The organism is Amycolatopsis sp. NPDC028719 (genome assembly GCF_055565395.1).
The window spans coordinates 90,225-116,036 of record NZ_JBVHUL010000018.1; the positions used below are offsets into that span (position 1 = coordinate 90,225).

The 25,812-nt window shown below is 70.4% G+C and carries 22 protein-coding genes; 13 read left to right on the forward strand and 9 right to left on the reverse strand.

All coding sequences use genetic code 11. The annotated features are described in order from the left end of the window. The first annotated feature begins 69 nt into the window (after positions 1-69). The gene (locus ACZ4TR_RS48070; RefSeq protein WP_465295764.1) at positions 70-732 is read left to right on the forward strand and encodes a nitroreductase family protein; all 663 of its coding nucleotides are present in this window, start codon (positions 70-72) and stop codon (positions 730-732) included. A gap of 6 nt (positions 733-738) precedes the next feature. On the opposite strand, the gene ACZ4TR_RS48075 is transcribed toward ACZ4TR_RS48070, so the two are convergent. The 3 genes from ACZ4TR_RS48075 to ACZ4TR_RS48085 all read right to left on the reverse strand — a co-directional run bounded on the left by ACZ4TR_RS48075 (position 739) and on the right by ACZ4TR_RS48085 (position 5,416). Next, positions 739-2,835, reverse strand: coding sequence for a putative bifunctional diguanylate cyclase/phosphodiesterase (locus tag ACZ4TR_RS48075; RefSeq protein ID WP_465295766.1), 2,097 nt, complete (start codon positions 2,833-2,835; stop codon positions 739-741). A gap of 87 nt (positions 2,836-2,922) precedes the next feature. Then, the gene (locus ACZ4TR_RS48080; protein WP_465295768.1) at positions 2,923-4,014 is read right to left on the reverse strand and encodes an alpha/beta hydrolase; all 1,092 of its coding nucleotides are present in this window, start codon (positions 4,012-4,014) and stop codon (positions 2,923-2,925) included. A gap of 73 nt (positions 4,015-4,087) precedes the next feature. Then, positions 4,088-5,416, reverse strand: coding sequence for a cytochrome P450 (locus ACZ4TR_RS48085; protein ID WP_465295770.1), 1,329 nt, complete (start codon positions 5,414-5,416; stop codon positions 4,088-4,090). Positions 5,417-5,540: 124 nt separating this feature from the next. On the opposite strand from ACZ4TR_RS48085, the gene ACZ4TR_RS48090 reads away from it, so the two are divergent. Continuing rightward, positions 5,541-6,356, forward strand: a complete 816-nt coding sequence (locus tag ACZ4TR_RS48090; RefSeq protein WP_465295772.1) for an SAM-dependent methyltransferase — start codon at positions 5,541-5,543, stop codon at positions 6,354-6,356. 230 nt (positions 6,357-6,586) lie between these two features. Here the strand turns inward: ACZ4TR_RS48090 and ACZ4TR_RS48095 are convergent, their stop codons facing one another. Then, positions 6,587-9,505, reverse strand: a complete 2,919-nt coding sequence (locus ACZ4TR_RS48095; protein ID WP_465295774.1) for a glycoside hydrolase family 3 protein — start codon at positions 9,503-9,505, stop codon at positions 6,587-6,589. A 347-nt stretch (positions 9,506-9,852) separates the two neighbouring features. Here ACZ4TR_RS48095 and ACZ4TR_RS48100 point away from each other — a divergent pair, with 347 nt between their 5' ends. The 5 genes from ACZ4TR_RS48100 to ACZ4TR_RS48120 are packed head-to-tail and all read left to right on the forward strand — an operon-like array spanning position 9,853 to position 15,884. Continuing rightward, positions 9,853-10,860: a LacI family DNA-binding transcriptional regulator gene (locus tag ACZ4TR_RS48100; protein ID WP_465295776.1), complete on the forward strand. Its 1,008-nt coding sequence runs from the start codon at positions 9,853-9,855 to the stop codon at positions 10,858-10,860. Positions 10,861-10,894: 34 nt separating this feature from the next. Next, positions 10,895-12,124, forward strand: a complete 1,230-nt coding sequence (locus ACZ4TR_RS48105) for a sugar ABC transporter substrate-binding protein (RefSeq protein WP_465295778.1) — start codon at positions 10,895-10,897, stop codon at positions 12,122-12,124. Beyond that, the gene (locus ACZ4TR_RS48110; RefSeq protein WP_465295780.1) at positions 12,121-13,059 is read left to right on the forward strand and encodes a carbohydrate ABC transporter permease; all 939 of its coding nucleotides are present in this window, start codon (positions 12,121-12,123) and stop codon (positions 13,057-13,059) included. The genes ACZ4TR_RS48105 and ACZ4TR_RS48110 overlap by 4 nt, the downstream gene beginning before the upstream one ends. Continuing rightward, a complete protein-coding gene (locus tag ACZ4TR_RS48115) occupies positions 13,056-13,871 on the forward strand; it encodes a carbohydrate ABC transporter permease (RefSeq protein ID WP_465295782.1) in 816 nt (271 codons plus the stop codon). The genes ACZ4TR_RS48110 and ACZ4TR_RS48115 overlap by 4 nt, the downstream gene beginning before the upstream one ends. Before the next feature lie 9 nt (positions 13,872-13,880). Then, positions 13,881-15,884 (forward strand): glycoside hydrolase family 31 protein, encoded by a 2,004-nt coding sequence (locus ACZ4TR_RS48120; protein WP_465295784.1) that lies wholly within the window; start codon positions 13,881-13,883, stop codon positions 15,882-15,884. A 39-nt stretch (positions 15,885-15,923) separates the two neighbouring features. Here the strand turns inward: ACZ4TR_RS48120 and ACZ4TR_RS48125 are convergent, their stop codons facing one another. After that, positions 15,924-16,844 (reverse strand): pentapeptide repeat-containing protein, encoded by a 921-nt coding sequence (locus tag ACZ4TR_RS48125; RefSeq protein ID WP_465295786.1) that lies wholly within the window; start codon positions 16,842-16,844, stop codon positions 15,924-15,926. A 53-nt stretch (positions 16,845-16,897) separates the two neighbouring features. On the opposite strand from ACZ4TR_RS48125, the gene ACZ4TR_RS48130 reads away from it, so the two are divergent. After that, positions 16,898-17,503: a TetR/AcrR family transcriptional regulator gene (locus tag ACZ4TR_RS48130; protein WP_465295788.1), complete on the forward strand. Its 606-nt coding sequence runs from the start codon at positions 16,898-16,900 to the stop codon at positions 17,501-17,503. Between the two features lie 22 nt (positions 17,504-17,525). Here ACZ4TR_RS48130 and ACZ4TR_RS48135 read toward each other — a convergent pair whose 3' ends face one another. Further along, positions 17,526-18,083, reverse strand: coding sequence for a YceI family protein (locus ACZ4TR_RS48135; RefSeq protein WP_364528728.1), 558 nt, complete (start codon positions 18,081-18,083; stop codon positions 17,526-17,528). A 104-nt stretch (positions 18,084-18,187) separates the two neighbouring features. Between ACZ4TR_RS48135 and ACZ4TR_RS48140 the strand changes: the two genes are divergently transcribed. The 4 genes from ACZ4TR_RS48140 (at position 18,188) to ACZ4TR_RS48155 (ending at position 22,386) form a co-directional block, all read left to right on the forward strand. Next, positions 18,188-18,664 carry a MarR family winged helix-turn-helix transcriptional regulator gene (locus ACZ4TR_RS48140; RefSeq protein ID WP_364528731.1) on the forward strand — a complete coding sequence of 159 codons (477 nt, stop codon included), beginning with the start codon at positions 18,188-18,190 and terminating at the stop codon, positions 18,662-18,664. Between the two features lie 7 nt (positions 18,665-18,671). Next, entirely contained in the window at positions 18,672-19,655 is a 984-nt protein-coding gene (locus ACZ4TR_RS48145) for a glutathione S-transferase family protein (protein ID WP_465295790.1), read from the forward strand. Between the two features lie 22 nt (positions 19,656-19,677). After that, complete coding sequence (locus ACZ4TR_RS48150) at positions 19,678-20,460, forward strand: SDR family NAD(P)-dependent oxidoreductase (RefSeq protein WP_465295792.1); 783 nt, start codon at positions 19,678-19,680, stop codon at positions 20,458-20,460. Between the two features lie 102 nt (positions 20,461-20,562). Next, a complete protein-coding gene (locus ACZ4TR_RS48155; protein ID WP_465295794.1) occupies positions 20,563-22,386 on the forward strand; it encodes a GmrSD restriction endonuclease domain-containing protein in 1,824 nt (607 codons plus the stop codon). Here ACZ4TR_RS48155 and ACZ4TR_RS48160 read toward each other — a convergent pair. Next, complete coding sequence (locus ACZ4TR_RS48160; protein WP_465295796.1) at positions 22,370-23,308, reverse strand: helix-turn-helix transcriptional regulator; 939 nt, start codon at positions 23,306-23,308, stop codon at positions 22,370-22,372. The genes ACZ4TR_RS48155 and ACZ4TR_RS48160 overlap by 17 nt on opposite strands. A 61-nt stretch (positions 23,309-23,369) precedes the next feature. Between ACZ4TR_RS48160 and ACZ4TR_RS48165 the strand changes: the two genes are divergently transcribed. Then, on the forward strand, positions 23,370-24,500 hold the full coding sequence (locus tag ACZ4TR_RS48165) for an epoxide hydrolase family protein (protein ID WP_465295798.1): 1,131 nt from the start codon (positions 23,370-23,372) through the stop codon (positions 24,498-24,500). On the opposite strand, the gene ACZ4TR_RS48170 is transcribed toward ACZ4TR_RS48165, so the two are convergent. After that, positions 24,497-25,030, reverse strand: a complete 534-nt coding sequence (locus ACZ4TR_RS48170) for an LmrA/YxaF family transcription factor (RefSeq protein ID WP_465295800.1) — start codon at positions 25,028-25,030, stop codon at positions 24,497-24,499. The two genes, ACZ4TR_RS48165 and ACZ4TR_RS48170, sit on opposite strands and share 4 nt — an antisense overlap. Then, complete coding sequence (locus ACZ4TR_RS48175) at positions 24,963-25,616, reverse strand: GNAT family N-acetyltransferase (protein ID WP_465295802.1); 654 nt, start codon at positions 25,614-25,616, stop codon at positions 24,963-24,965. Before ACZ4TR_RS48175 ends, ACZ4TR_RS48170 begins: the two co-directional genes overlap by 68 nt. Between the last annotated feature and the right edge of the window lie 196 nt (positions 25,617-25,812).

The window sequence follows — 25,812 nt, forward strand, 5'->3', positions numbered from 1 at the left end:
ACGCGGCTGTCCTGCGGATCGCACGATCGGCCCTGATGGCGCAACGGTGTTCCCCGCCACAATCCGGCCATGACCTATCGACCCGTCCCGTATCGGCCGGCCCGCGTGCCCGCCGCCGAAGCCGTCGCCGAGGCCGCCGCCCTGCGGCAGCGGATGGAAGCGCGGCGCTCGGTCCGGATGTTCTCCCCCGACCCGGTCCCCGAGCGCGCGGTGCTCGACGCGATCGCGGTGGCCTCCACGGCCCCCAGCGGCGCCCATCAGCAGCCGTGGACGTTCGTCCTCGTCACCGATCCCGCGGTACGCGCGAAGATCCGGGAAGCCGCCGAAGCGGAGGAACGGATTTCCTACGAGGGCCGCCTCGGCGACGAGTGGCTCGACGCGCTGCGGCCCCTGGGCACGGACGCGGTGAAGCCCCACCTGACCGACGCGCCGTACCTGATCGTCGTGTTCCAGCAACGGTTCGCCCTCGACGACGGCGGGGGCGTGCACAAGCACTACTACGTCGACGAGTCGGTCGGCATCGCGGTCGGCATGCTGCTGACGGCGTTGCAGGTGGCCGGGCTGGCGGCGTTGACGCACACGCCGTCGCCGATGCGGTTCCTCGGCGAGCTGCTCGGCCGGCCCCGCAACGAACGGGCCTTCGCGGTCATCCCGGTCGGCTACCCGGCCGACGACTGCGTGGTGCCGGACCTGCGGCGCAAGTCCCTCGACGAGGTGCTGGTGCGGATCTGAGCGGGTTCAACAGGCGGGCAGGCCGCCCGGCACCTCGGTGAACAGCGGCCCCGACAACCGGTCCGCGCCCCGCTCACGCCACCACTGCGCCTGCTCCGCGCTGTCGATCCCGGTCACGGCGACCTCCGCGCCGGCCAGGTGCGCCGCTTCGACCAGCGCCGTCAGCGAACGGTCCACCAGCGGGTGCTCGCGGCGGGCCACGAGGTTCGCCGCCACGCGGACCGCGCGGGCCGGGAACTCGACGAGGGAGGTGACCTCGCCGAAGCCGTGGATTTCGGCGTCCACGCCGATTTCCGCCAGCACCTTGAGGTTGTCGGCCGCGTCGCCGGAGTCCGCGAGCAGCGTCGCCGAGGGGAACCCGGGCCGCAGGCGGCCGGGCGCCAGGCCGGTGGACTCGAGCACGCCGCGGATCTCGCCGACCAGCTCCGCGTCCGCGGCCTGGTGGGCCGTCAGCTCCACGGTCAGCGGCACGGCGACCTCGGCCGCCGCGAACCGTTCGACCGCCGTGCGCAGGAGCCACGTGCCCGAGGGCAGCCCCGTCTCCCCCGCCAGCCGGACGCACGTCTCGTGCGGCAGCACGCCTTCGGTGGGGTGGTTCCAGCGCAGCCGCGCCTCGACACCCACGACCGAGCCGTCGACCGCCGCCACCAGCGGCCGGTAGCCGACCTCGAGCTCGCCGTTCTCCCAAGCACCCGCCATCGCCGCCGCGAGGCCGAAGTCGTGGCGGTCGCGGCGATCCAGCTCGCGGTCGAACAGGCCCCACTGGGCCCCGGCCCGCTGCACACGGCGCAGCGTCAGATCGGACGCGCGCAGCAGCTCGGCCGGCGTGATGTCGCGGGGCGGCCGGTGGACGACGCCGATGCTGGCCGACACCGCGACCCCGCGGTGCCCGTCCACGTACTCCGGCTCCGCGAGCTCGTGGGTGATCCGGCGGACGAGCGCGAGGACACCCGGTGTGTCCGCGGTGTTCTGCACCAGCACGCCGAATTCGTCCCCGCCGAGCCGCGCGATGAGCGCCTTCTCGCCTTCGAAGGCGGTCTTCAGCTTCGCGGCGACCGCGCGCAGCACCCGGTCGCCGAGGTCCTGGCCGAGCCCGCCGGTGATCTGCGAGAAGCCGTCGAGGTCGAGGTGGAAGAGCGTGACGCCCAGCGACGCGTCGGCGTCGCGCAGCAGGTTCTCCAGACGGGTGCTGAAGAACTGCCGGTTCGGCAGCGCGGTGAGCACGTCGTGCAGGGCCTGGTGGGACAGCCGCCGCTGCAGCAGCGACACCTCGGTGTCGTCGTCGACGATGGTGATCAGCTGCCGGGGCGCGCCGACCGCGTCGCGGATCACCGACGCGGCGAACGTGGCCCACATCGGCTCGCCGTCCTTGCCGATCAGCCGGCGTCCGGCGCGCAGCCGGTGCAGCCGGCCGGCCACCAGCTCCGCGTAGGCCTCCCGCAGCTGTTCGACGTCCTCCGGGTGAACCAGGTCGAACAGAGTCACCGAGGCGATCTCGGCAGGCGTGCGGTTGAGTGTCTTGGCGAGCGCCGCGTTGGCGCGCAGCACGCGGCCGTCCAGCTCGGTGAGCGCGACGCCGCTGGCCGAGCCGGAGAACACCTCTTCGAACTGCGCGCGCGTGATGACCTGCTTCTGCCGCGTCTCCTGCTCGACCTTCAGCAGCGCCCGGCTCAGGCCTTCCTGGCGCTTCTGGATGTCTTCGCGCAAAGTCTCGCCGTAGCCCGAGCTGAGCGCGCCGAGCACCAGCACGACCCGCTCGGCCAGCCCGTCGACCCGGCGCAGCTCCGGCTCGCGCAGCAGCGCCTTGCCCAGCACCTCGAGGGTGCGGCGCAGGCTGTCCGCGCCGACGCAGCGCAGCTCGACGAGCCGCGCGCCCGCGGCCGCGGCCTCCTCGAGCTCCGGCGGGTCACTCGCCACCGCTTCGAACAACCGGCCGGCCAGCACCGCCAGCTCGCGCTCGATCTCCTCGGGCGTGTGCGGCAGGTACGCGGTCGTGCTGATCAGGTAGCCCCACTTGCGCGCCAACGTGCCGAGCCGTCTCGCCGCACGTTCGGCGGACGGCTTCTTCCGCGGGTCGTCACCGCGGGGATGGGGAGCAGTCACCTCAGCCTGTCCTGGGTCCGGTCAGCACTCCGGTCGGGTAGCCGATATATCTTGGCGCGGAATTGCGTCCGGTGCACGAAACAGCATTCATCCAATCGAGTGATAACCCTGCGGAGCGATCGCCAGGCTGTCCCGCAGCCACGAGCGGGTGGCGTCACGGTAGGCGGCCGCGTTTTCGTGCAACGCAACGGAATGGCCAGCACCCGGGAGGACGTACATCGACAGTTTCGACGGGTCGGCGTAGTACGGCGCTTCTTGCGCGCGCAGCGCTCCGGCGTTCGAACAGTCACGCAGCGCGAGCAGGCCGCAGAAAAGAACGTCCTTTTCTCCCACCACCTGGAAAACCGGTGCGGTGATTCCCTTCGTGGCCGGCAACACGATCCCGAACAGCGCCACCGTGCCCATGCCGGGCACCGAAACCTGGTCCTTGGCCGCTTCGTCGGCGGCGATCACGGCCGGGTCGGCATCGCCCGCCGCGTAGAACAGCCCGGTCCGCGCACCCGGTTTCGTCGTGAAGTACAGCGGGTCGCTGCCGAGGCGGCCCAGCTGGCCGTCGAGCAGTGCGGGCTGCAGCCCGAGGGCCGCGCCGAGCGCCAGCACCGGCAGCGCGGGCAGGTGCGTGATGCCGGTGAGGACCACGCCGTCGACGTCGTGGTAGGTCGACGCCTCCACGGCGACGACCCCGGACCCGACCGAGTGCCCGACGATGACGACCTTCGCGAAGCGCACCCCGCCGACGTGCCCGGCGCGCAGGTGGCCGACCACCTCGTGCGTCGACTCGGCGGCCGCCCAGACCGACAACGGCAGGCTCAGCGGACGGCTGCTCCGCCCGGCACCGAGCTGGTCGGCGGCGAAGGTCGCGTAGCCGTGCGCGGCCATGTCGCGCTGGTACGAGTAGCGGTCGGGCTGGTAAGGCAGATCCCAGTAGGAGCTGTTGTACGTGCCGCCGTGCACGAGCAGCTGGACGGTGTCCGGCGCCTCGCCGGCGGGCAGGCACAGCCGGCCGTGCATCGTCGCCGGCGCGCCCGGCACCAACGGGGGCAGACCGGGGCCGCTGACCGGCAGCTCCGTGTCGGTGCAGGAGATCGCGGCGGCCTCGGCGGGCATCGCGGCGGTCAGCGAAGCGAGCAGGACACCGCAGGCGAACAGGGCCGTCGTCACCCTGACGGGCAGCTTCACGCCGCACTCCCTCTGGACTCGGACAGGTGAAAGGAACTCCGGAACACTACACCCGGTAGCCGAACGGGTACCGTCAGGTCCGCGGCACCACGGTCATCGGCAGCCGGTTCGGCTGCATGGTGGCCTTCAGCTGCGCACGGACTTTCTTGCCCGGCACGGGAACCAGCCGCCACCGTGCGCCGATCGTGGCAGCGACGATGCCGATCTCCGTCGGCGCGAAGACGTGTCCCGGGCACAGCCGCGCACCCGCCCCGAACGGGATGTACGCGCCCTTCGGCAGTTCGGCGGTGTGGCCGGGCGTCCACCGGTCGGGGTCGAAACGATCCGGCTCGGGGAACCAGCGCGGGTCCCGGTGCAGGGTGTGCTGGCTGACCGCGACCTCGCTGCCCGCCCGGACGGTGACGCCACCGAGCACGACGTCCTCGCGGGCGCGGCGCATGAGGATCAGCGGCGGGGTGCGGCGGACGACTTCGTTGACGATCTGGTGCGTGTACACCAGATCCGGCAGGTCCTCGAACCGCGCGGGCCGGCCGCCGAGGACGTCGTCGACCTCCGCGTGGAACCGGCGTTCGACCTCCCGGTGCTGCCCGAGCTCGTGGAAGAACCAGGCCAGCGCGACGGCGGTGGTCTCGGCGCCGGTGGTGAGGATCGTGATGACCTCGTCGTGCACCTGCCGGTCGGACATGCCCTCGCCGGTGTCCTCGTCGCGGGCCATGAGCAGCGTCGACAGCAGGTCGCCGTGGTCGGCACCCTGTTCCCGGGCGGTGACGACGGTTCCGCCGATGACTTCGCGCAGCCGCGCGGCGGCGGCGTCGAACTTCCGGTTCGGCGGGATCGGCAGTTTTTCCACGAATTTCGGAGAGAAAGCCCGGATCAGGACGTATTTCAGCATGATCGGGATCGAGCGCTGGATTTCCGCCAGCGCTTCGTCGCCCAGCGCGGTGGCGAAGAGTGTCTGCCCGGCGATGGTCAGCACGAGCTCCTGCATCCGCTTGTCGAACTGGACGACTTCGCCCGGCTGCCACGAGCTGACCAGCTCGTCGGCCAGTTTCGTCATCGTGGTCTCGGCGTAGCCCGCGATCCGCGTTCGGCCGAAGGCGGGCATCACCAGGCGGCGCTGACGGCGGTTGAGCTCGCCGTTCGAAGTGGCCAAGCCGTCACCGAAGAGCGGGCGCATCTTGTCGAAGACCAGGCCCTTGTCGAACTTGTCTGCGTCGGTGGCCAGTACCTGCCAGGACAGTTCCGGGCTGGTGACCACGTGCACCGGCAGCGGCCCGAGGCGGAGTTCGACGACATCTCCGTGTGCCGGAAGGGAAGTGAAGAGCTTCAGCGGGTCGCGCAGCAGGGGCACCGTGTGCCCGAGCACGGGCCACCGGCCGGGAACGGGATGCGCGTCGGTCATGTCTCGTCTCCTCGCGACCGGGCCACCCTAGCGGTGCGGCGGAGGCGTCGAGCGCGGGTCCGCACGAACGGAGGATGGCGTTAGACTCCGGCCCTTCGAGATTCCGCGAGGGGTGGAGGCCACGGTGACCGGGGAACTGAGCTGGGTACCGCCGGAGATCGACACCACGGTGCCGAACCCGGCGCGGGTGTACGACTTCTGGCTCGACGGCGACCACAACTTCGCCGCCGACCGCGCCCTCGGGGAGCAGATCCTCAAGATCATGCCGGGCGTGCGCGACGCGGCCCGCCTCAACCGCGCGTTCCTGCGGCGTGCCGCCAAGTTCATGGTCGACTCCGGCATCCGGCAGTTCCTGGACATCGGCTCCGGCATCCCGACCGTGGGGAACCTCCACGAGATCGTCCAGCAGGCCGACCCGTCGTGCCGTGTGGTGTACGTCGACCGTGAGTCGGTCGCGGTGGCGCACAGCGAGCTGCTGCTGCAAGGCAACGACAACTGCCTGGTGCTGCAGGCCGACCTGCGCGACGTCAACGACGTCTTCGCCGGCGCCGGCAAGCTGCTGGACCTGGACCAGCCGGTCGGCGTGTTCATGTTGCTGCTGCTGCACTTCGTGCCGGACGCGTGGGACCCGGCCGGCATCCTGGCCCGCTACCGCGACCGGCTGGCCCCGGGCAGCTTCCTGGCGGTCACGCACGTCGCGGCGGACTCCGAGGCAGGGCGGCTCGACGAAGCGGTCGAGGTGTACAAGAGCAACCAGAACCAGCAGAACCAGCCGGTCCCCCGCACGCACGACGAGGTCCTCGCCTTCTTCGACGGCTTCGAGATGGTCGAGCCGGGCGTCGTCGGCTGCGCGATGTGGAAGCCGGAGGGCGCCGGCGACATGTCCGACGACCCGGCGATCAACGCGCTCCCGTACGCCGGGGTGGGCCGGAAACCCTGAGTCCGGGCCGACCGGAGCACGGCGGCTCGCCGAACGAAGTGAACGACCCCGTTCATCGCGCCGGACGAGGTGAATGAGTCGTTCACTGCACCCCGGTTGTCGCACCCACCTGAACCCGTCGCAGTGAATGACTCATTCCTGGCGCGGGACGCCAGGAATGAGTCATTCACTGCACTCGGGCGACGCGACCGCCCGACCCCGGCGAGCACCGCCGCGGCCACGACTCCCTTTCACCGCACGGAGAACGTCGCCAGGTTCACCGGTCCGTCGAAGGTCAGGTACACGTCGTGGCGGCCGGTCACCTTCGCCAGCGACGCGGTCACCGTCGTGTACGCGTACCGATCCCCCGTGGACGGCACCGAAGCCGTCCCCAGGACGCGACCGGTCGGCGAGTCCAAGCGCACCGTGACCCGCGCCGGCTCCACTGTGGACACCGACGCCGTGAACCGCGCGGGACCGCTCAACGCGACGTCGCGATAAGCCAGCCAGCTCCCGGCCACCGCCGCGACCGAGGTGCCCGCAGTCTTGGACGTGTCCGTCAGCGTCGTGCCCGAGTAGTCGTCGAAGTTCTGCGCCGGCGTCGGACGGCTCAGGTCGCGCGCCGGGATCCGCTCCCCCGGCACGAAGACCGGCTGTGCCGCGGACACGTCCAAAGCGTTGCGGCCCACCGAGAAGCCGTACATCCCCTGCTCCACCACGGACCGGTCGAGCCCTGCATTCCACGTGGCCAGATCAGCCACCGGCACGGAGAACCGCACCGTCCGCGTCTCGTGCGGTGAAAGCGTCACGCGCGAGAAGTCCCGCAACCGCTGCACGCCGGACTTGCCCGAGTACAGCTGGACGACGTCGGTCCCCGCGCGGCTCCCCGTGTTCGTCACGTCCACGCTCACCTGCACCGCACCACCGACCCGCGAAGCCCGCACGGCCCCGTACCGGAACGAGGTGTAGCTCAGCCCGTACCCGAAGGGGTACAACGGCTTCCCGCGGTAGTACTGGTAGGTCATCCCGGTCTTCGCGATGTCGTAGTCGAGGATGCTCGGCAGCCCGGCGTCGGAGGCGTACCAGGTCTGCGTGAGCCGTCCGCTCGGGTCGTGGTCACCGAAGAGGACGTCCGCGACCGCGTGGCCGGTCTCCTGCCCCGCGTGGCTCGTCCACACGATCCCCGGCACGGACAGCGTGTCCCAGCCGGTCGTCGGGTAGCTGTTCTCCACCACGACGACCGTGTGCGGGTTCGCCTTCCGCACCGCTTCGATCAACGCGCGCTGCGCCGGCGCCGGCGCCGTGCTCGTCCGGTCGTTCGCCTCGCGGCCGTTGATGAACGGCATGCTGCCGACCACGACGACCGCGGTGTCGGCGCCTCGGGCCGCGGCGACCGCCGAGGAGACCCCGCTCGTGAGCACTTCGCGCCCGAACTTCGTCGCGTGCGCCGCGTCCGGCGACGAGATCGTCAGGACCCCGTCCGCACCGACGACAGCGAAGCGGTTCGGGCCGAACCACGGCTCGGTGACCTCGTTGCCCGCGTACTCGAGCACGTAGCTCCCGTCGGGCTGCGGGTCCAGCTTGAGCTGCTGCTGCACGAACCACCCGGTGGGCTGGTCGGCGTCGTTCACCAGCGCGCCCCCGGAGTAGCTCAGGTACTTCCCGTTCGCCGCCGCGCGCAGGGTGTTCTTGCCCGCGCCCCAGTCGAAGACGTCGAAGGACTCCGCCGCTCCCGCCGTGGTCCCGCCCGCGGTCACCTTGCCGGGGGTGGCCGGCGCCGTCAGGTACCGGCCGGTGGCGAGATCCTTCAGCGCGATCCGGTCGACGCCCTCGGACGACGCCACCGAGGTGCCGAGCCGCTCCTCGATGCCTTGCTTCGGCGTCACGCGATAAGGCATCGAGCCGCTGTACCAGTCTTCGTACAGCGTGTCGGACAGCGGCCCGACGACGGCGACCTTCTTCTTCGAAGCGTCCAAGGGAAGCGCGTTCGCGTCGTTGCGCAGCAGGACGACCTGCTCGTCCGCCACCTTGCGGGCGAGCGCCCGGTGCGCCGGCGAGTCGATGACCGCCGGCGTGATCTTCGCGTACGGGTTGCGGCCCGGCGGGTCGAACTCGCCGAGCCGGAAGCGCAGGGACAGCAGGTGCCGGTCGGCCTTCTCGACGTCGGCCATCGTCAGCAGCCCGCGGGACAGCGCTTCCTGGACGGCTTCGACGGTGATCGAGCCGTTCGTGTCGTTGTCGGTGAAGCTGTCGAGGCCCGCCTTGATGGCCGCCGCGTCCGCTTCCGCCTTGGTGGCGTAGTACTTCTCCGAGTTGACCAGGTTCGACGGGGCGCCGGCGTCGCTCACGACGGCGATGTCCTGCGGCGCCCACTTCCGCAGCAGGCCGCCCAGGTCGGGGCTCACGGTGTTCGGCCGCCCGTTGACCAGGTTGTACGACGGCATGACGGCGTTGGCCGCGCCTGCCCGCAACGGGATCTTGAACGCCTGTTCGTCGTAGTCGTGCAGGATCTTGGGCGGCACCGAAGAGTTGCTGGTGTCGCGGCTGACCTCGTTGTTGTAGGCGAGGTAGTGCTTCAACGTCGGAGCGGCTTGGAGGTAGCGCGGGTCGTCGCCCTGCATGCCGCGGCCGTACGCCGTCGCGAGCTCTCCGGTGAGGTACGGATCCTCGGAGTAGCCCTCCTCGTTGCGGCCCCACCGCGGGTCGCGCAGCAGGTTGACCACCGGCGCCCACAGGTTGAGGCCCCACAGCGTCGGGTTGCGCGCGTTGAAGCCGCGCGCCTCCTGCCCGACGGCCGTGCCGACCTGCTTCACCAGCGCCGGGTCCCACGTCGAAGCCAGCCCGATGGCCTGCGGGAACACCGTGCCGTCGGCTTTCACCACGGCACCGTTGTTGTCATAGTCCGTCGACCAGGCGACGCCGTGGAGCGCCTCGGTGCCGGTCTTGAACACGCCGATGCCCAGCCGCGGGATGGCGGGCTCGTACTGGTGCAGCAACGAGATCTTCTCGTCCGCCGTCAACCGCGACAGCAGGTCGTCGATCCGCGTGGCGAGGGGCAGCGCCGGATCGCGGAACGGCAGCGGTGGCGCCGCGAGCGCCGGCGCGGGCGCCAGCAGCAAGGTGGCGGCCACCACCGGGACGAGGGCACGGCGGAACGGGGACTGGCGCACGGACGGCCTCCCGGATTCGTCGAATCGTTTCGACAGTGCGGCGCGGAACATTCGCGTCGAAGGTGAGGATGGGGACGACTATTGCAGTCGGGTAAGCACGAGGTCAAGACTTTCTGGGAGCGCACCCAGGACCTCCGAGCACCTTCGGAAACTGCGCGCTGAGCTGCGGAAAGATCCCTCACCAGGTCTGTTCGACAGATTCGACGCGAGGGGTCCTCGTCGAATGCGAATCGAATATGTGCCGACGGCAAATCCTGCTTGTGTTTCGGGCGGGTGTCACTTACCTTCGTGCCATCGTCGATGCGCTTCGACAGCCTTCCGCCCCACCAGTCCCCAGGAGGCCGCCCGTGGTCACGATCAACGACGTCGCGACGGCGGCGGGCGTGGCACCCAGCACGGTGTCGTACGTGATCAGCGGCAAGCGCTCGATCTCGCCGAAGACCCGTCGGCTGGTCGAGGAGAGTATCCGCAAGCTCGGCTACCACCCGCACGCCGGGGCCCGGGCGCTCGCCAGCAGCAAGACCAACGTGCTCGCCCTGGTCGTGCCGCTGCGCACGGACCTCAACGTCGCCGTGGTGATGGAGTTCGTCGCCTCGGCGGTCACCGCGGCCCGCGCGCACGACCACGACCTGCTGCTGCTCACCAAGGACGAAGGCCCCGCCGCGCTGCAGCGGGTGGCGTCGTCGGCGATCGCCGACGCGCTGATGGTGATGGACGTCGAAGCCGCCGACCCGCGGGTGCCGATGCTCATCGCGCTCGACCTGCCGGTGGTGCTCATCGGCGTGCCCGACCACCCGGCCGGGCTGAGCTGCGTGGACCTGGACTTCACCGCCGCCGGCTCGGCGTGCGTCGCGCACCTGGCCGAGCTCGGCCACCGCTCGATCGCGCTGATCGGCCCCTCCCCCGCCGTCTACCGCCGCGGGACCAGTTACGCGACACGGTTCCTGCGCGGGTTCGACGACGCCGCGAAGACCCACGACGTGCGGGCGGCGAACCGGCCGTGCGCGCATTCCTACGAAGCGGTGAGCGCCTGCCTCGACGACCTGCTCGCCGCCGCCCCGGACCTGACCGGCCTGGTCGTGCACAACGAGGCCGTGCTGCCCGGGCTGCTTTCGGACCTGCGCCACCGCGGCCTGCGGGTGCCCGAGGACATCTCCGTCGTCGCGGTCTGCCCGGACAGCATGGCCGAGCACCACCCGGTCGCGCTGACCACGGTCGCGATCCCGGCCGAAGAAGTCGGGGCCCAGGCCGTCGAGATGACCATGCGCCGGCTCGCCGGCCACACCACCCCGGAGGTCCGGCTCCTCGGGCCTCGCCTCACCCAGCGCGACAGCACTTCCGCGCCGCGCCCCTGACCTGGTTCTGCTCCGCCGCCGAAGGAGAATCGCCATGTCCGTAGCCCGTCGCGCCCTGATCCTGGCCGCGAGCGCCGCACTGCTCGCCGCGTGCGGCCCCACCCCCGCCGCCCCGCCGGCCGGCACCGGAGCCGCACCCGCCTCGTCCATCACCGAACTCGACTACTACGCCGACGAGCAGGGTTCCGCGGCGTGGCAGAAGATCCTCGACACCTGCGCGTCGCAGACCGGGATCGAGATCCAGCGCCAGACCGTGCCGACCGCGCAGATGCTGCCGAAGGTGCTGCAGGGCGCCAGTTCGAAGACGCTGCCGGACCTGCTCTTCACCGACAACCCGACGCTGCAGCAGGTCGCCGCGACCGGCGCGCTCACCCCGCTGGACGACTACGGCATCTCCACCGACGGCTACTACGAAAGCATCGTCAAGGCCGGCAGCTACCAGGGGAAGGTGTACGGCGTCGCCCCCGGCGTCAACGGCCTCGCCCTCATCTACAACAAGGACCTCCTCACCGCGGCGGGCGTGGAGCCACCCAAGACCTGGGACGAACTGAAGGCCGCCTCGGCGAAGCTCACCAAGGACGGCAAGTACGGCCTCGCCTTCTCCGCGATCCCGTCCGAAGAGGGCACCTGGCAGTTCCTCCCGTTCTTCTGGAGCAACGGCGCCGAACTGTCCCAGCTGGACTCCGCGCAGTCCGTGAAAGCGCTTCAATTCGTCACGGACCTGGTGAACTCCGGGTCGGCGTCGAAGTCGGTGGTGACGTGGAACCAGAACGACGTCGCCGACCAGTTCGTCGCCGGCAACGCGGCGATGATGGTCAACGGGTCGTGGAACCTGGCCCGGCTCGACGAGCAGAAGTCCCTGCACTACGGCGTCGTGCCGATCCCGGTGCCGCAGGCGGGCGCGAAGCCGGTGGTCGCGCTCGGCGGCGAGGTCGGTGCGGTGCCGGTCACCGGCGGCCCCACCCAGCAGGCCGCCGGCAAGGTGCTCTCCTGCATCCTCTCGGAGCCGACGATGCTCGAGTGGAGCAAGGCGCACGCCTACATCCCGTCGAAGACCGCCACGGCGGCCAAGTTCGGTGCCGGGCAGCCGGCGATGCAGGCGTTCGTCGACGAGGTCGGCACCGCCCGTTCCCGCACCGCCGAACTCGGCGAGAAGTACCCGAAGGTCTCGCAGGCGCTGGCCGACGCGCTGCAGGCGGCGCTGACCGGGAAGCAGCCGGCCGACCAGGCGCTGAAGGCCGCCCAGCAAGCGAGCGGATCGTGACGCTGGTCGCCCCGGCCGTCGCGGCACCGCCCCGCGCCGGCCGGAAACCGCGGCGGGACAACCGGTTCGCCGCGTGGCTGTTCCTGCTGCCGGCGCTGGCCTACATCGTCGTGTTCTTCGGCTACCCGCTGGCCGCGAACGTGGTGATGAGCACGCAGGACTACACGGTGAAGTCGTTTTACACCGGCGAAGCGCCCTTCGTCGGCTTCGCCAACTACTCCGCCGTGTTCGGCAACTCGCTCTTCTCCACGGCGGTCCTCAACACGGCGCTCTTCACGGCCGGGTCGCTCGTCTTCCAGTTCGGCATCGGCCTGGCACTGGCGGTCTTCTTCAGCGGCCGCTTCCTCGGCAGCGCGCTGCTGCGGTCGCTGCTCCTGCTGCCCTGGCTGTTGCCGTTGGTGGTCAGCGGGGCGATCTGGCGGTGGATGTTCGACCAGGACCACGGCGTGCTCAACGCGGCTCTCCGGTTCGCCGGTCTCGACGCGGTGCCGTGGCTGAGCAGCACCGGCTGGGCGCTGCCGGCGGTGATCCTCACCAACATCTGGATCGGCATCCCGTTCAACCTGGTGATCCTGCACGGTGGGCTGCGCGCGATCCCCGCGTCGCTCTACGAAGCCGCGTCGCTGGACGGCGCGGGCGCGTGGCAGCGGTTCCGGCACGTCACCTGGCCGCTGCTGCGGCCGGTCACCGGGATCGTGCTCATGCTCGGGCTGGTCTACACGATCAAGGTGTTCGACGTGATCATGGTCGTCACCGGCGGCGGGCCGGCCAACGCGACGCAGACGCTCACGACGTGGTCCTACCGCCTCTCCTTCCAGGACTTCGCGTTCGGGCAGGGTGCCGCGGTCGGGAACGTCCTCATCCTGGTGGCGACGGTGTTCGGCCTGCTCTACCTGCGCTCGGCGAAGGCGACCCTGGCCGAGGCGGCGGCATGAAGACCTCTTCGTGGCCGCGCACGCTCTGCGGCGTCCTGATCGTCGCGGTGCTGCTGTTCCCGCTGTACTGGATGGTCAACGCATCCCTGCAGCCCAGCGGCGCGCTGCTGCGCCCGGACCCGGCGTTCTTCCCGGTCGGCGGCACCCTGGACGGCTACCGCAAGGCGTTGTCCTCCCAAGGGCCGCACCTGCTCTCCAGCGTCGTCGTCGCGCTCGGCACCGTGCTCGTGTCGCTGGCGATCGCCGCCCCCGCGTCGTACGCGCTGGCACAGCTGAAGTTCCGCGGCGGGCCGGTGCTGGTGTTCGTGCTGCTCATCGTGCAGATGATCCCGGGCATCGTGATGGCCAACGCGCTCTACACCGTGTTCAGCAACCTCGGCCTGATCGACAACTACCTCGGGCTGGTGCTCGCGGACTCCACCGCGACCATCCCGTTCGCCGTGCTCCTGCTGCGGGCGTTCATGATCTCCGTGCCGAAGGAGCTCACCGAAGCGTCCCGCGTGGACGGTGCCGGGTACTGGCGGACGTTCCGCTCGATCATCCTCCCGGTCAGCCGCAACGCGCTCGTCACCGCCGGGCTGTTCTCGTTCCTGTTCGCCTGGGCGGACTTCCTGTTCGCCGTCACCCTGACCACCGGCCAGTCGTTCGAGCCCATCACCGTGGGCATCTACCGGTTCGTCGGCAACCAGTCCGCCGACTGGAACGGGATCATGGCCACCGCCGTCCTCGCCGCGGTCCCCGCGGCCGTCCTGCTCGTCGTCGCCCAGCGGTACGTCGTCGCCGGGCTGACCAGCGGCGCCGTCAAAGACTAAGGAGACCGCGTGATCACGTCCGAAGACGGCCGCTCGCTGGAAGTCACCGTGCGGCACGAGGTCCTGCGCGTCGAACCGTGGGGCGACGGCAGCCTGCGCGTGCGCGCCGGCCGGCACCGCATCCTCGACGACGTACCGGGGGCGCTGCTGCCCGCGAAGCCGTCGGCCGCCACCGCCGCGGCCGACGGGCGCTCCGGCCGGGTCGTCAACGGCCCGATCACCGCGATCGTCGAGATCGCCGACACCGACACCGGGATCGACGCGCAGTTGAAGTTCGTCCGCACGGACACCGGCGAAGAGCTGCTTTCCGAGCAGCGCGCGCACTTCTGGTGGCCCGGCGCGCGGCTGTTCATGCCCTCGCGCAACGGGTACGGCCGCCTCGAACAGCGGTTCACCGCCTACGACGACGAGCGCCTCTACGGCCTCGGTCAGCACACGCACGGCCGGCTCGACCAGAAGGGCCTCGTGCTCGACCTGGTGCAGCGCAACGCCGAGGTGTCGGTGCCGTTCCTGCTGTCCAGCCGCGGCTACGGGTTCCTGTGGAACAACCCGGCGGTCGGCCGGGTGGAGCTGGCCGCCAACGGCACCCGCTGGGTCGCCGACGACGCTCGCCAGCTCGACTACTGGGTCACCACCGGCGACGGCCCGCGGGAGATCCTCGGCCACTACGCCGACGCGACCGGGTACGCGCCGATGCTGCCCGAATGGGCGGCCGGGTTCTGGCAGTCGAAGCTGCGGTACCGCACTCAGGACGAGCTGCTGTCCGTGGCGCGCGAGTACCACGCGCGCGGCTTGCCGCTGTCGGTGATCGTGGCGGACTTCTTCCACTGGACGCACCTCGGCGACTGGAAGTTCGACCCGGCCGAGTGGCCCGACCCGGCCGGGCTGGTGCAGGAGCTCGGCGAGCTGGGCGTCAAGCTGATGGTGTCGGTGTGGCCGTCGGTGAGCCCCCTGTCGTCGAACTACCGTGCCCTGCACGAACAGGGTCTCCTGGTCGCCGCCGAGAACGGCGTCCCGGCGCACGCGCCCTGGAAGGACAAGGGGTTCGACGTCGAGATGCCGGTGGCGTTCTACGACGCGACGAACCCGGCGGCCCGGCGGTTCGTCTGGAGCAAGGTCAAGGAGAACTACTACGACCTGGGCGTGCGCGCGTGGTGGCTGGACGGCGACGAGCCGGAGATCCAGCCCGGCCACCCGCACAACCTCGGCTTCCACGCCGGCCCGGGGTCGGAGGTGTTCAACCTCTACCCGCAGGCGAACGCGCAGGCGTTCCACGACGGCATCCGCGCCGAGGGCGACGACGAAGTGGTGTTGCTCAGCCGCTCGGCGTGGGCGGGCAGCCAGCGGTTCGGGGCGGCGCTGTGGTCGGGTGACGTCCCGGCGACGTGGGAGTCGCTGCGGACGCAGGTCCGGGCGGGGCTGAACGTGGCGCTGGCCGGGATCCCGTGGTGGACCACGGACATCGGCGGCTTCCACGGCGGCGACCCGTCGTCGGACTCGTACCGGGAACTGATGGTCCGCTGGTTCCAGTACGGCGTGTTCTGCCCGCTGTTCCGCCTGCACGGCTTCCGCGACCCGCGCCCGCCGTTCGGCCCGGAGATGACCGGCGGCCCCAACGAGGTCTGGTCCTACGGTGCTTCGGCTTACTCCTCGATCGTGGAGTCGCTGAAGCTGCGGGAGCGGCTGCGGCCGTACTTGATGGAGCAGATGCGGGTGGCGCACGAGCAGGGCGTCCCCCCGATGCGGCCGCTGTTCGTCGACTTCCCCGGCGACGCTGCGTCCTGGGACGTGTCCGACCAGTTCCTGCTGGGGCCGGACGTGCTGGTGGCACCGGTGCTCTCGCCGGGGGTCACCTCCCGTTCGGTGTACCTGCCCGCGGGTGCCGAGTGGACGGACGCGGTGACCGGCTCGCGCCACGAAGGCGGGGTCACGGTCGAGGCGCCGGCCCCCGCGGACCGCATCCCGGTGTTCCTCCGCGACGGAGCCGAGGTACCGATCCGGCCGATGCAGTGAATGACTCATTCCTGGCGTCCGGTGCCAGGAATGAGTCATTCACTGCACTTGCAGCTCGGCCCAGTGACCCGGCTTGCGCGGGGCCGGCGGGCCGAGCGCCCAGCCCGCCGGCCAGGTGCGCTGCGCGTACACGTCGGTGCGGGCGCGTGCCCCGGGGAAGCGGAGCCGCTCGGCCGTGGCCCCAGTGAAATCGGTGTGCCCGCTGAACCTCGCCTCGCCGAAGAACGCGTCGCCGAACCGGGCGTCGCGGAAGGACGTCCGGCCCGCGAAGCCCGCGTGCGCGAACGAAACGTCGGCGAACACGCTCTCGGAGAAGTCGGTGTGGGCCGAGAACCGGGCTCCGTCGAACCACACTTCGCCGCCGGCGGTGGCTTCGGCGAACAAGGCCGTGCCGGTGAAGGCGACGTTCTCGAAGTCGGCGCCCGCCGTGAAAGCGGCGCCGCGGAACAACGCGTGACGCGCGAAGCAAGTCCCTTCGAAGCTGACCAAGCGGGTGAAGACCGCGCTGCCGAATCGGGCGGTGCCCGCGAACCGGACACCGCGGAAAGTCGCGTCGCGCAGTTCGCAGCCCCGCAGGTCCACGTCGTGGAGCACCATCGGCTTCACGTGCAGGTCCATCCCGGGCCAGAACAGCCGCGAACCGCGACGCAGGCGCGCCAGCAGCACCGGCCAGAGCCGGGCCTGCCAGGCGGCGATGTCGGGCCACCCGTGGCCGAGCTGGACCACGACGTGGTCGACGAAGTCCTGGCGCAGCGACGGGTCCCGGTCCGCCAGCTCGGCGAATTCGTGCACGCCGGCCAAGCGGACTTCGCGCTCGTCGGCGAAGATCTTCCGCTCGGTCTCGGAGCCGGCGAGCCGGGGTGCGGCGGTCAGCTCGGCGTACTGGTCCCGGCGCACGATCAGCCACGCCGTCACCAGACACGCGGCGACGGCGGCGTAGAAGAGGACCCAGCCGGTCATGCCCGGATTGTCTCGTGCTCGCGGGCCGCACGACACCCGATTAAAGTGGACCTGTGAGTCCAAAGCTGACCCCGAAGGGCGCCGCGACGCGGCAGCGGATCATCGAAGGCGCCGCGGCGGAGATCCGCGAGCGTGGCGTTGCCGTCACGACGCTCGACGACGTCCGGGCGCGGACGGGCACCAGCAAGAGCCAGCTCTTCCACTACTTCCCGGACGGCAAGGAAGAGCTCCTGCTGGCGGTGGCGCAGTTCGAAGCCGGCCAGGTGATGGCGGCCCAGCAGCCGCAGCTCGGCGAGCTGGGGTCGTGGGCGGCGTGGCGGCGCTGGCGCGACACGGTCGTCTCGCACTACCGCGAACGGGGCCAGTTCTGCCCGCTCAACGTGCTGATCTCGCAGCTCGGCCGCGCGACGCCGGGGGCGCGGGCCGTGGTGAGCGAGCTGCTGCGCGCCTGGCAGAACGAGCTCGAAGCGGGCATCCGCCGGATGCAGGACGCGGGCGAGGTGAGCCCGCGCCTCGACGCTGAACGCACGGCGGCCGCCCTGCTCGCGGGGCTGCAGGGCGGCGTGGTGGTGATGCTGTCGACCGGCGCCATCGACCACCTGGAAGCGGCGCTCGACGTCGGGATCGAAAACCTCCGGGCGAGCGGGAACCGACACTGAGGCCGGCTCCCGCTCGGCGAAGTCAGGCGTTCTTGATCGCGGAGATCTCGAACTCGAGGGTGACCTTGTCGCTCACCAGGACGCCGCCGGTCTCCAGCGCCGCGTTCCAGGTGATGCCGTAGTCCTTGCGGCTGATCGTGGTCGAGCCCTCGAAGCCGATCCGGTCGTTGCCGAACGGGTCCTTGGCGGAGCCCTCGAACTCGAACGGGATGGTCACCGAGCGGGTGACGTCCTTGATCGTCAGGTCACCGGTGACCTCGAAGGTGGTCTCGCCGGCCTGCTTGATCTCGGTGGTGGTGAAGGTGATCGTCGGGTACTCGTCCATCGACAGGAAGTCGTTGCTCTTCAGGTGCCCGTCGCGGTCCGCGTTGCGGGTGTCGATGCTGTGCGCCTGGATGGTCACCTGGGCGGACGACTTCTCCGGGGCGTCGCCGTCGATGGTCGCGGTGCCGGTGAAGTCGTTGAAGCTGCCGCGCACCTTGGTCACCATCGCGTGCCGGGCGACGAACCCGATCCGCGAGTGGGCGGCGTCCAGGGTGTACTCGCCGGTCAGCTGGGGGTAGGTGGTCGCGCTGGTCATCTCTGCTTCTCTCCTCGTGGTGGCGCCCCCCAGTGATTGAGGGCTCAACAACACTGTACTCATTTTGACTGGTTGCGCAAGCAAGCTTTCGATAGACTGCCGGTATGGGTGAACCGGTCGCGCTGGACGAGGAGGAAGCCGCCTTCTGGCGGTCGCTGATCCGCATCACCACGGTGCTGCCCCGCGCCCTCGAGGACCACTTCCTCCCCGAAACCGGGCTCACGAACACCGACTACGGGGTGCTCGTCGCGCTGTCGGAAGCGCCGGAGCGCCTGCTCCGCATCTCCGCGCTGGCGGCGACGACCGCGTTGTCGCTCAGCCGCATCAGCCGGGTGGTCGACGACCTCACGCGCCGCGGGCTCGTCGAGAAGCGCAAGTGCGCGGAGGACGGCCGCGCGTCCAACGCCGTGCTGACCGAGGCGGGATTGGCCAGACTGGAGGCGGCCTTCCCGAGCCACCTCGCCCGCGTGCGGGCTTCGGTGTTCGACCACCTGGGCACCGAGGACATCCGCACGGCCGGGCCGGTGCTGGCCCGGCTGGCCGCGGCGCTGGACGCCGCTCCCCCGACCGACGACTGCTGAGGACGCGATGAGCGACAAGGGCGAGTACAAACGGGACCTGAACTACCTCCCGGACCGCATCACCGCCGACGGCCGCGACGGCTGGCCGGTCGAGCCCGGCCGCTACCGGCTGGTCGTCGCGCGGGCGTGCCCGTGGGCGAACCGCGCGGTGATCGTGCGGCGCCTGCTCGGCCTCGAGCCGGTGCTGTCGATGGGTATCGCCGGGCCGGTGCACGACGAGCGGAGCTGGAGCTTCGACCTCGACCCCGGCGGCCGGGATCCGGTGCTCGGCATCGAGCGGCTGCAGGAGGCGTTCTTCAAGCGCGACCCGGAGTACCCGCGCGGCATCACCGTGCCGGCGTTCGTCGACGTCCCGAGCGGCAAGGTCGTCACGAACGACTTCGCGCAGATGACGCTGGACATGTCCACCGAGTGGACCGCCTACCACCGCGACGGCGCGCCGGAGCTGTACCCGGAGAAGCTGCGCGACGAGATCGACGACGTCGCGCAGAAGGTCTTCACCGACGTCAACAACGCGGTGTACCAGTGCGGGTTCGCCCGCTCCCAGGAGGCGTACGAGCACTCGTACACCAAGCTGTTCTCACGGCTGGACTGGCTTTCGGAGCGGCTCGCGGACCAGCGTTACCTGGTCGGCGACACGATCACCGAGGCCGACGTCCGGCTGTTCACCACGCTCGTCCGGTTCGACGCGGTCTACCACGGTCACTTCAAGTGCAACCGGCAGAAGCTCACCGAGCTGCCGGTGCTGTGGGCCTACACGCGCGACCTGTTCCAGACGCCCGGGTTCGGCGACACGATCGACTTCCCGCAGATCAAGGAGCACTACTACGTGGTGCACAAGAACGTGAACCCGAGCGGGATCGTCCCACTGGGACCGGACGTGGCCGGCTGGCTGACCCCGCACGACCGCGAGCAGCTCGGCGGCCGACCGTTCGGCGACGGCACCCCGCCGGGCCCGCCGCCGGACTCCGAGAGGGTGCCCGCGCTGTAGTTTCTTGGCTACGGTGATCGCCATGGAACGCCTGCGCGATCGCCGAGTCCTCGTCACCGGTGCCGGGTCCGGCATCGGCCGCGCCACCACCCTCCGCCTGATGGAGGAGGGGGCGCGGGTCATCGGCACCGACGTCTCGGAAGAGGGTCTGCAGGGCACCCAGGAGGCCGCCCGCCTGCCGGGCTTGACCACGTTCACCATGGACGTGGCCGACGAGGAGTCGGTGGCTTCGAAGGTGGCGTCGGCCGTCGAGGTCCTCGGCGGGCTCGACGTGCTGGTCAACGCGGCGGGGATCCTGCTGGCGTCGCACACGCACGAGACGTCGCTGGAGCTGTGGAACCGGGTGCTGGCGGTCAACCTGACCGGCACGTTCCTGGTGACGCGGGCGGCGCTGCCGACCCTGCTGGCCTCGGCGCACGGCGTGGTGGTGAACTTCAGCTCGACGTCGGCTTCGTTCGCCCACCCGTACATGGCGGCGTACTGCGCGAGCAAGGGCGGCATCCAGGCGTTCACGCATTCGCTGGCGCTGGAGTACAGCAAGCAGGGCCTGCGCGCGGTGAGCATCGCGCCGGGCAGCGTGAAGAGCGGCATCACGGACTCGGCGGCGAGCTGGCTGCCCCAGGACGTGGACTTCTCGCTGTTCGGGAGGCTCCTGCCGATCCTCCCGACGGACCACACGACCGAGGTCGGCAACCCGGTGGCGGGCCCGGAGACGGTGGCGGGAGTGGTGGCGATGCTGGCTTCGGACGACGGCAAGTTCATCACGGGCACGGAAATCCGCATCGACGGCGGCACGCACACCTGAGCAGCCCCGATGACGATCGATATCGGTCCTTGACCTTCATCCTGAAACTTTTCGCCGAACTCTCGCGACATAGAGCGGACGGCGACGAGGACAGGAGAAGACGTGGGTGTTGAGGCCTTCGGCATCGAGAAGGAATTCCTCAAGGACTTGCTGGTGCAGGTCGACCGTGGAGAGACGCAGCTGCCGGAGTTCCAGCGCGGATGGGTGTGGCCGGATCGCAACATCGCGAGCCTGATTGCCTCGATTTCCCTCGGCTACCCGGCCGGTACCGTGATGATGCTGAGGCAAGGTGGGGAAACGCGTTTCAAGACGAGGGCTGTCGAAGGTGCCCAGCCGGCGTCGAAGATCACACCCGAGCGCCTGATCCTCGACGGTCAGCAGCGTCTGACGTCGCTCTACCAGTCGATCCACCGCAAGTCTCCGGTCGAAACCCAGGACGTCCGCGGAAAGGACGTCAAAGGCTGGTTTTACCTCGACATGGAACGAGCTGTGCTCGACGACGGTGACCGTGAGGACGCCGTCGTCTTCGTACCGGAGAGCAAGGTGCGACTCGACTTCCGGGGCCGGCCGCTGATGGACCTGTCGACGCCGGAGAAGGAATACTCCGCGAGGATGTTCCCCTGCACCGCGCTGTTCGACTCGATGCCGTGGATGATGGGCTTCTTCCAGTACGACCCCGCTCGGCAGAACGACAACCTCAAACTTTGGGGCAGCTTCCACGATGCTGTCGTCCAACGCTTCATCCAATACCAGCTGCCCGTCATCGAACTGGGTCGCAGTACTCCCCGGCAGGCCGTCTGCCAGGTCTTCGAGAAGGTCAACACCGGCGGAGTCACGCTCACGGTCTTCGAGCTGCTCACCGCCACGTTCGCCGCCGACGACTTCGACCTGCGCCAGGACTGGGATGACCGCAAGGCGTCGTGGAGCACCGGCAAGTACGACATCCTGGCCAACGTCGCCAACACCGACTTCCTCCAGGCGGTGGCGTTGTTGGCCACCATCGAGCGACGACAGACAGCCATCGAGGCCGGGCGCGACGAAGCCAGCGCTCCGCGGATCGGCTGCCGCCGGGCGGACATGCTCAACCTGACTCTGCCCGAGTACCTCAAATGGGCGCCTGACGTAACCGAGGGTCTCAAGGTGACGGCGCAGTTCCTCCACGCCCAGCACATCTTCGACACCCGGTTCGTCCCCTACGGCAGCCAGCTCATCCCGATGGCCGCCGTGTTCGCGCTCTTACGGCAGCAGGCCGAGACGGTCGGTGCCCGGCAGAAGATTTCCCGCTGGTATTGGTGCGGAGTCTTCGGTGAGCTCTACGGCGGCACCACGGAGACGCGGTTCGCCCGCGATGTCCCGGATCTCGTGGACTGGGTTCGCGGAGCGGAAGCAGAACCCCGGACCGTCCAGGAAGCCCAGTTCGTCTCCAGCCGGTTGTGGTCCCTGCGAACCCGCGGCTCTGCCGCGTACAAGGGCCTCTATGCCTTGCTCCTGCGCGAGGGCCCGCTGGACTGGTGCACCGGTTCGGACATGTCCGACGAGAACTATTTCGACAACGCCGTGGACATCCACCACATCTTTCCCAAGGTGTGGTGCGAGAAGGCCGGTTTGGACGCCAACCGCTACAACTCCATCATCAACAAGACCCCGCTGACCGCCCGCACCAACCGCATCATCGGCGGCCGGCCACCCTCCGTCTACCTGCGAGGGCTCGCGAAGAGCGCCGAAACGACGCCCGAGATGATTGACCGGAACGTGCAGTCCCACCAGGTCTCCGCCGTCGATCTGCGGAACGACGACTTCGAAACCGTCGTGGGTCAGCGCGAGCGTGCACTGATCTCGCTGATCAGCCGGGTCATGGGCAAAGAGGTGCAGACCGACGCACCGGTCGACAACGAGTTGAGAGGCGTGTTCAGCGGCGGTCTTTGACAGCGGCGGCGTACCTCGCCGACAGGACCCGGAGCCGTTCGGCCAGTTCCGGAGGTGACTCCACCTCGAAGGCGACGTCCAGCATCCCCACCACGAACGCCACGAGGTCGTACGAATCGGACGCCAGCTCCAGCCGGCACGTCCCCGCGTCGATCGGGGTCACCTCGCCCTCCACCCGGCCCGCCAGCTCCGATGCCGGTGCGTGGATCTTCAGCACCGCGCGCAACGGCCACATCTCGCGGCCCATCGTGCGGGTCAGGTAGGCCGTGAGGTCGCCGTCCGGTGGGGTGCGGTGGGTGAAGCGCGGGCCGTTCGGGGTGCGCAACGCCACGCGGTCCGCGCGGAACGTGCGCCAGTCCGACCGGTCCGTGTCCCAGCCGACCAGGTACCAGCGGCGACCCCACGACACCAGCCGGTGCGGCTCGACCGAACGGCGGGACGCACGTCCGTCGTGGCTCACGTAGTCGAAGCGCAGCGTTTCGGCCGCGCGGATCGCCGCCGACACCGCCGTCAGCACCGCCGGGTCCACCACCGGCCCGCGCACCGGCAGCGACAGCAGGCTCGCTTCCAGCGCCGCGACGCGGTGCCGCAGCCGCGCCGGGAGAACTCGCGAAAGCTTGCTCAAGGCCCGTTGCGACGCCTCGGTCGAACCGGACGACGTGTGCAGGGCGATCGTCACCGCGACGGCTTCGTCGTCGTCCAGCAGCAGCGGGGGCAGCTCGGCTCCGGCTCCGAGGCGGTAGCCGCCGACCGGGCCCATCGCCGCGTGCACCGGGTAGCCCAGCTCACGCAGGCGGTCGACGTCCCGCCGCACCGTCCGCGTGGTCACGTCCAACCGCGCGGCCAGCTCCGTGCCGGACCAGTCCCGGTGCATCTGCAGCAGCGACAGGAGCCGGAGCAGCCGGCCAGGGGTTTCCCGCATGCCACAAGCTTCTCAGACGTCTAGGACCGGAACTGTCCTACACGCGCGGGAGGGTGGCGAAATGGATCCCTTCCGCATCGACGTCCCGCAGACCGACCTCGACGAGCTCCGCCACCGGCTCGCCCGCACCCGCTGGCCCGGCGAGCTGCCCGGCGCCGGCTGGGACTACGGCGTCAGCGAGCCCTACCTGGCCGAGCTCGTGGAGTACTGGCAGGCGGGCTACGACTGGCGCGCCCAGGAGGCCCGGCTCAACGCGTTCCCGCAGTTCACCACCACGATCGACGGCCAGCGCGTGCACTTCCTGCACGTCCGCTCCCCTGAGCCGGACGCGACGCCGCTGATCCTGACCCACGGCTGGCCGAGCACGGTCGCCGACTTCCTCGGCGTCCTCGGTCCGCTCACCGACCCGCGCGCACACGGCGCCGACCCGGCGGACGCGTTCCACGTCGTGGCGCCGTCGGTGCCGGGCTTCGCCTTCTCCGGCCCGACGACCGAGCGCGGCTGGACCACGCGCCGGACGGCCCGGGCGTGGGCCGAGCTGATGCGGCGGCTCGGCTACGAGCGCTACGGCGCCCAGGGCGGCGACTTCGGCAGCATCGTCTCGCCCGAACTGGGCCGGACCGCGCCGGAGTCGGTGCTCGGCGTGCACGTCAACGCCGTCGCCAACGCCGGTGTCCCGACCGCGCCCGGCGACCTCGACCGGCTGTCCGAAGAGGACCGGAAGCGGGCACGGGAGAACGAAGCGTGGTGGTACGGCCATTCCGGCTACGCCACGCAGATGGCCACGCGGCCGCAGACGCTCGCCTACGCGCTCAACGACTCCCCCGCCGGCCAGCTGGCGTGGAACCTCGAGTGGTTCGTGGACTGGGACCCGGCGACGACGAACCAGACGCCGGTGGACCGCGACGCGATCCTGACGAATGTGACGATCTTCTGGCTCACCGGCACCGCCGGCTCGGCCGCGCGCCTCTACCTGGAGGCGGGCCAGGACGGCTGGGGCGAGCGGCCGGAACCGTCCGGCGTGCCGACGGCGGTGGCGAACTTCCGCGGCGACCACGCGCTCCGCGGCCTGGCGGCGCTGTCCAACACGATCACTCGCTGGACGGAGTACGACACGGGCGGGCACTTCGCGTCCCTTCAGGCACCGGAGGAACTGGTGCGCGACATCCGGGAGTTCTTCCGCGACCTCTAGTCCACAGTGGACACGGCAGCCGATCGTCGCTTCGGCACCGCGCCGTCGAGCAACGGCCGCAGCTCCGCGACCACCGTGTCCAGGGGGGCGACGTCCTGGTGCGCCCGCGCCAGGACGATCGCGCCCTCCAGCGCGCTGAGCATCAGCACCGCTAGCGACTCGCTGCGCGCGCCGGGCACGCCCAGCTCCGAAAGGGCCGCCGCGACCGGGCGCTGCCAGCCGTCGAACGCCTTGCCGGCCGCTCGCCGCAGGTCGTCGCTGGTGGCCGCGGTGTCGGCGACCGTCGCGACCAGCGGGCAGCCCGCGTCGTAGCCCTGCGCCGTGAACTCGTCGCGCCACTGCGCGGCCATCGCCTCGAAGAGCTTGCCGGGCGTCGGGTCCTCGAGCTTCGCCGTGACGCGCGCGACGCGCCGGGCCGCGTAACCCCCCGCCCACTCGACCGCTTCGGCGATCAGCTGGTCCTTACCGCCGGGGAAGTAGTGCTGCAGGGACCCCCGCGGCGCTTCGGCGTGCGCGACCACGTCCCGCATGCCGGTCGCCCCGACACCGTGGATCCGCACCAGCTGCGCGGCGCTGAGCACCATCCGCTCGCGCGGCGTCCTCGTCATCGGCTGCCTCCTTCATGACGTCCGTCATGGTAGCCCAGTCCGGCACGACCAGGGTGAAGTCCCGCTCGCCGCGCTCGTAGCCGGGCACCGGCCGGAATCCCTGGCGCAGCAACAGAGCTTCGGCCCCCGCGTTGCCCGACCACACCGTGCCGCGCACCGTCCAGCCCGGGAACCGCCCCGACACCCGGAGCCACCGGGCCAGCGCGCTCCCGACCCCCTGCCGCTGCCACGGATCGGCGACGAGGATCCCGAGCTCGGCCTCGCCCGGGGTCACCGCGACGAAGTTGAGCAGCCCCGCCGGCACCCCGCCGCGGGTGGCCAGCAGGGCGGGTGCCCCGGCGAGCAGGAACCGGCCGTACCGCCGGAAGACCTCGCCCGGCTCGGCCGGGCCGCCCATCATGAAGCGCCGCCGGAGGCTGTCCGGCGAGCAGGCCGCGACCAGCGCGGCCACGCACTCCCGGTCCGCCGGGTGGTCGCCCAGCTCCCGGATCTCTATGACAGCTGTCATAGAGACATCACAGCACAGTGCGACGCGAACCACACTATGACAGCCGTCATAGATCGACGGCGCGGCGCGAGCCCGCGCCCACGCGGATGAGCTGGAGCTGGGAAGACGTCCCGGGACCGGCGGGAGGAATGACCACTCCCCTCCGTAATCAATGTATAGCGCACCCCCGGGCTTGCGGCAAGACCCCGGTCGTGCC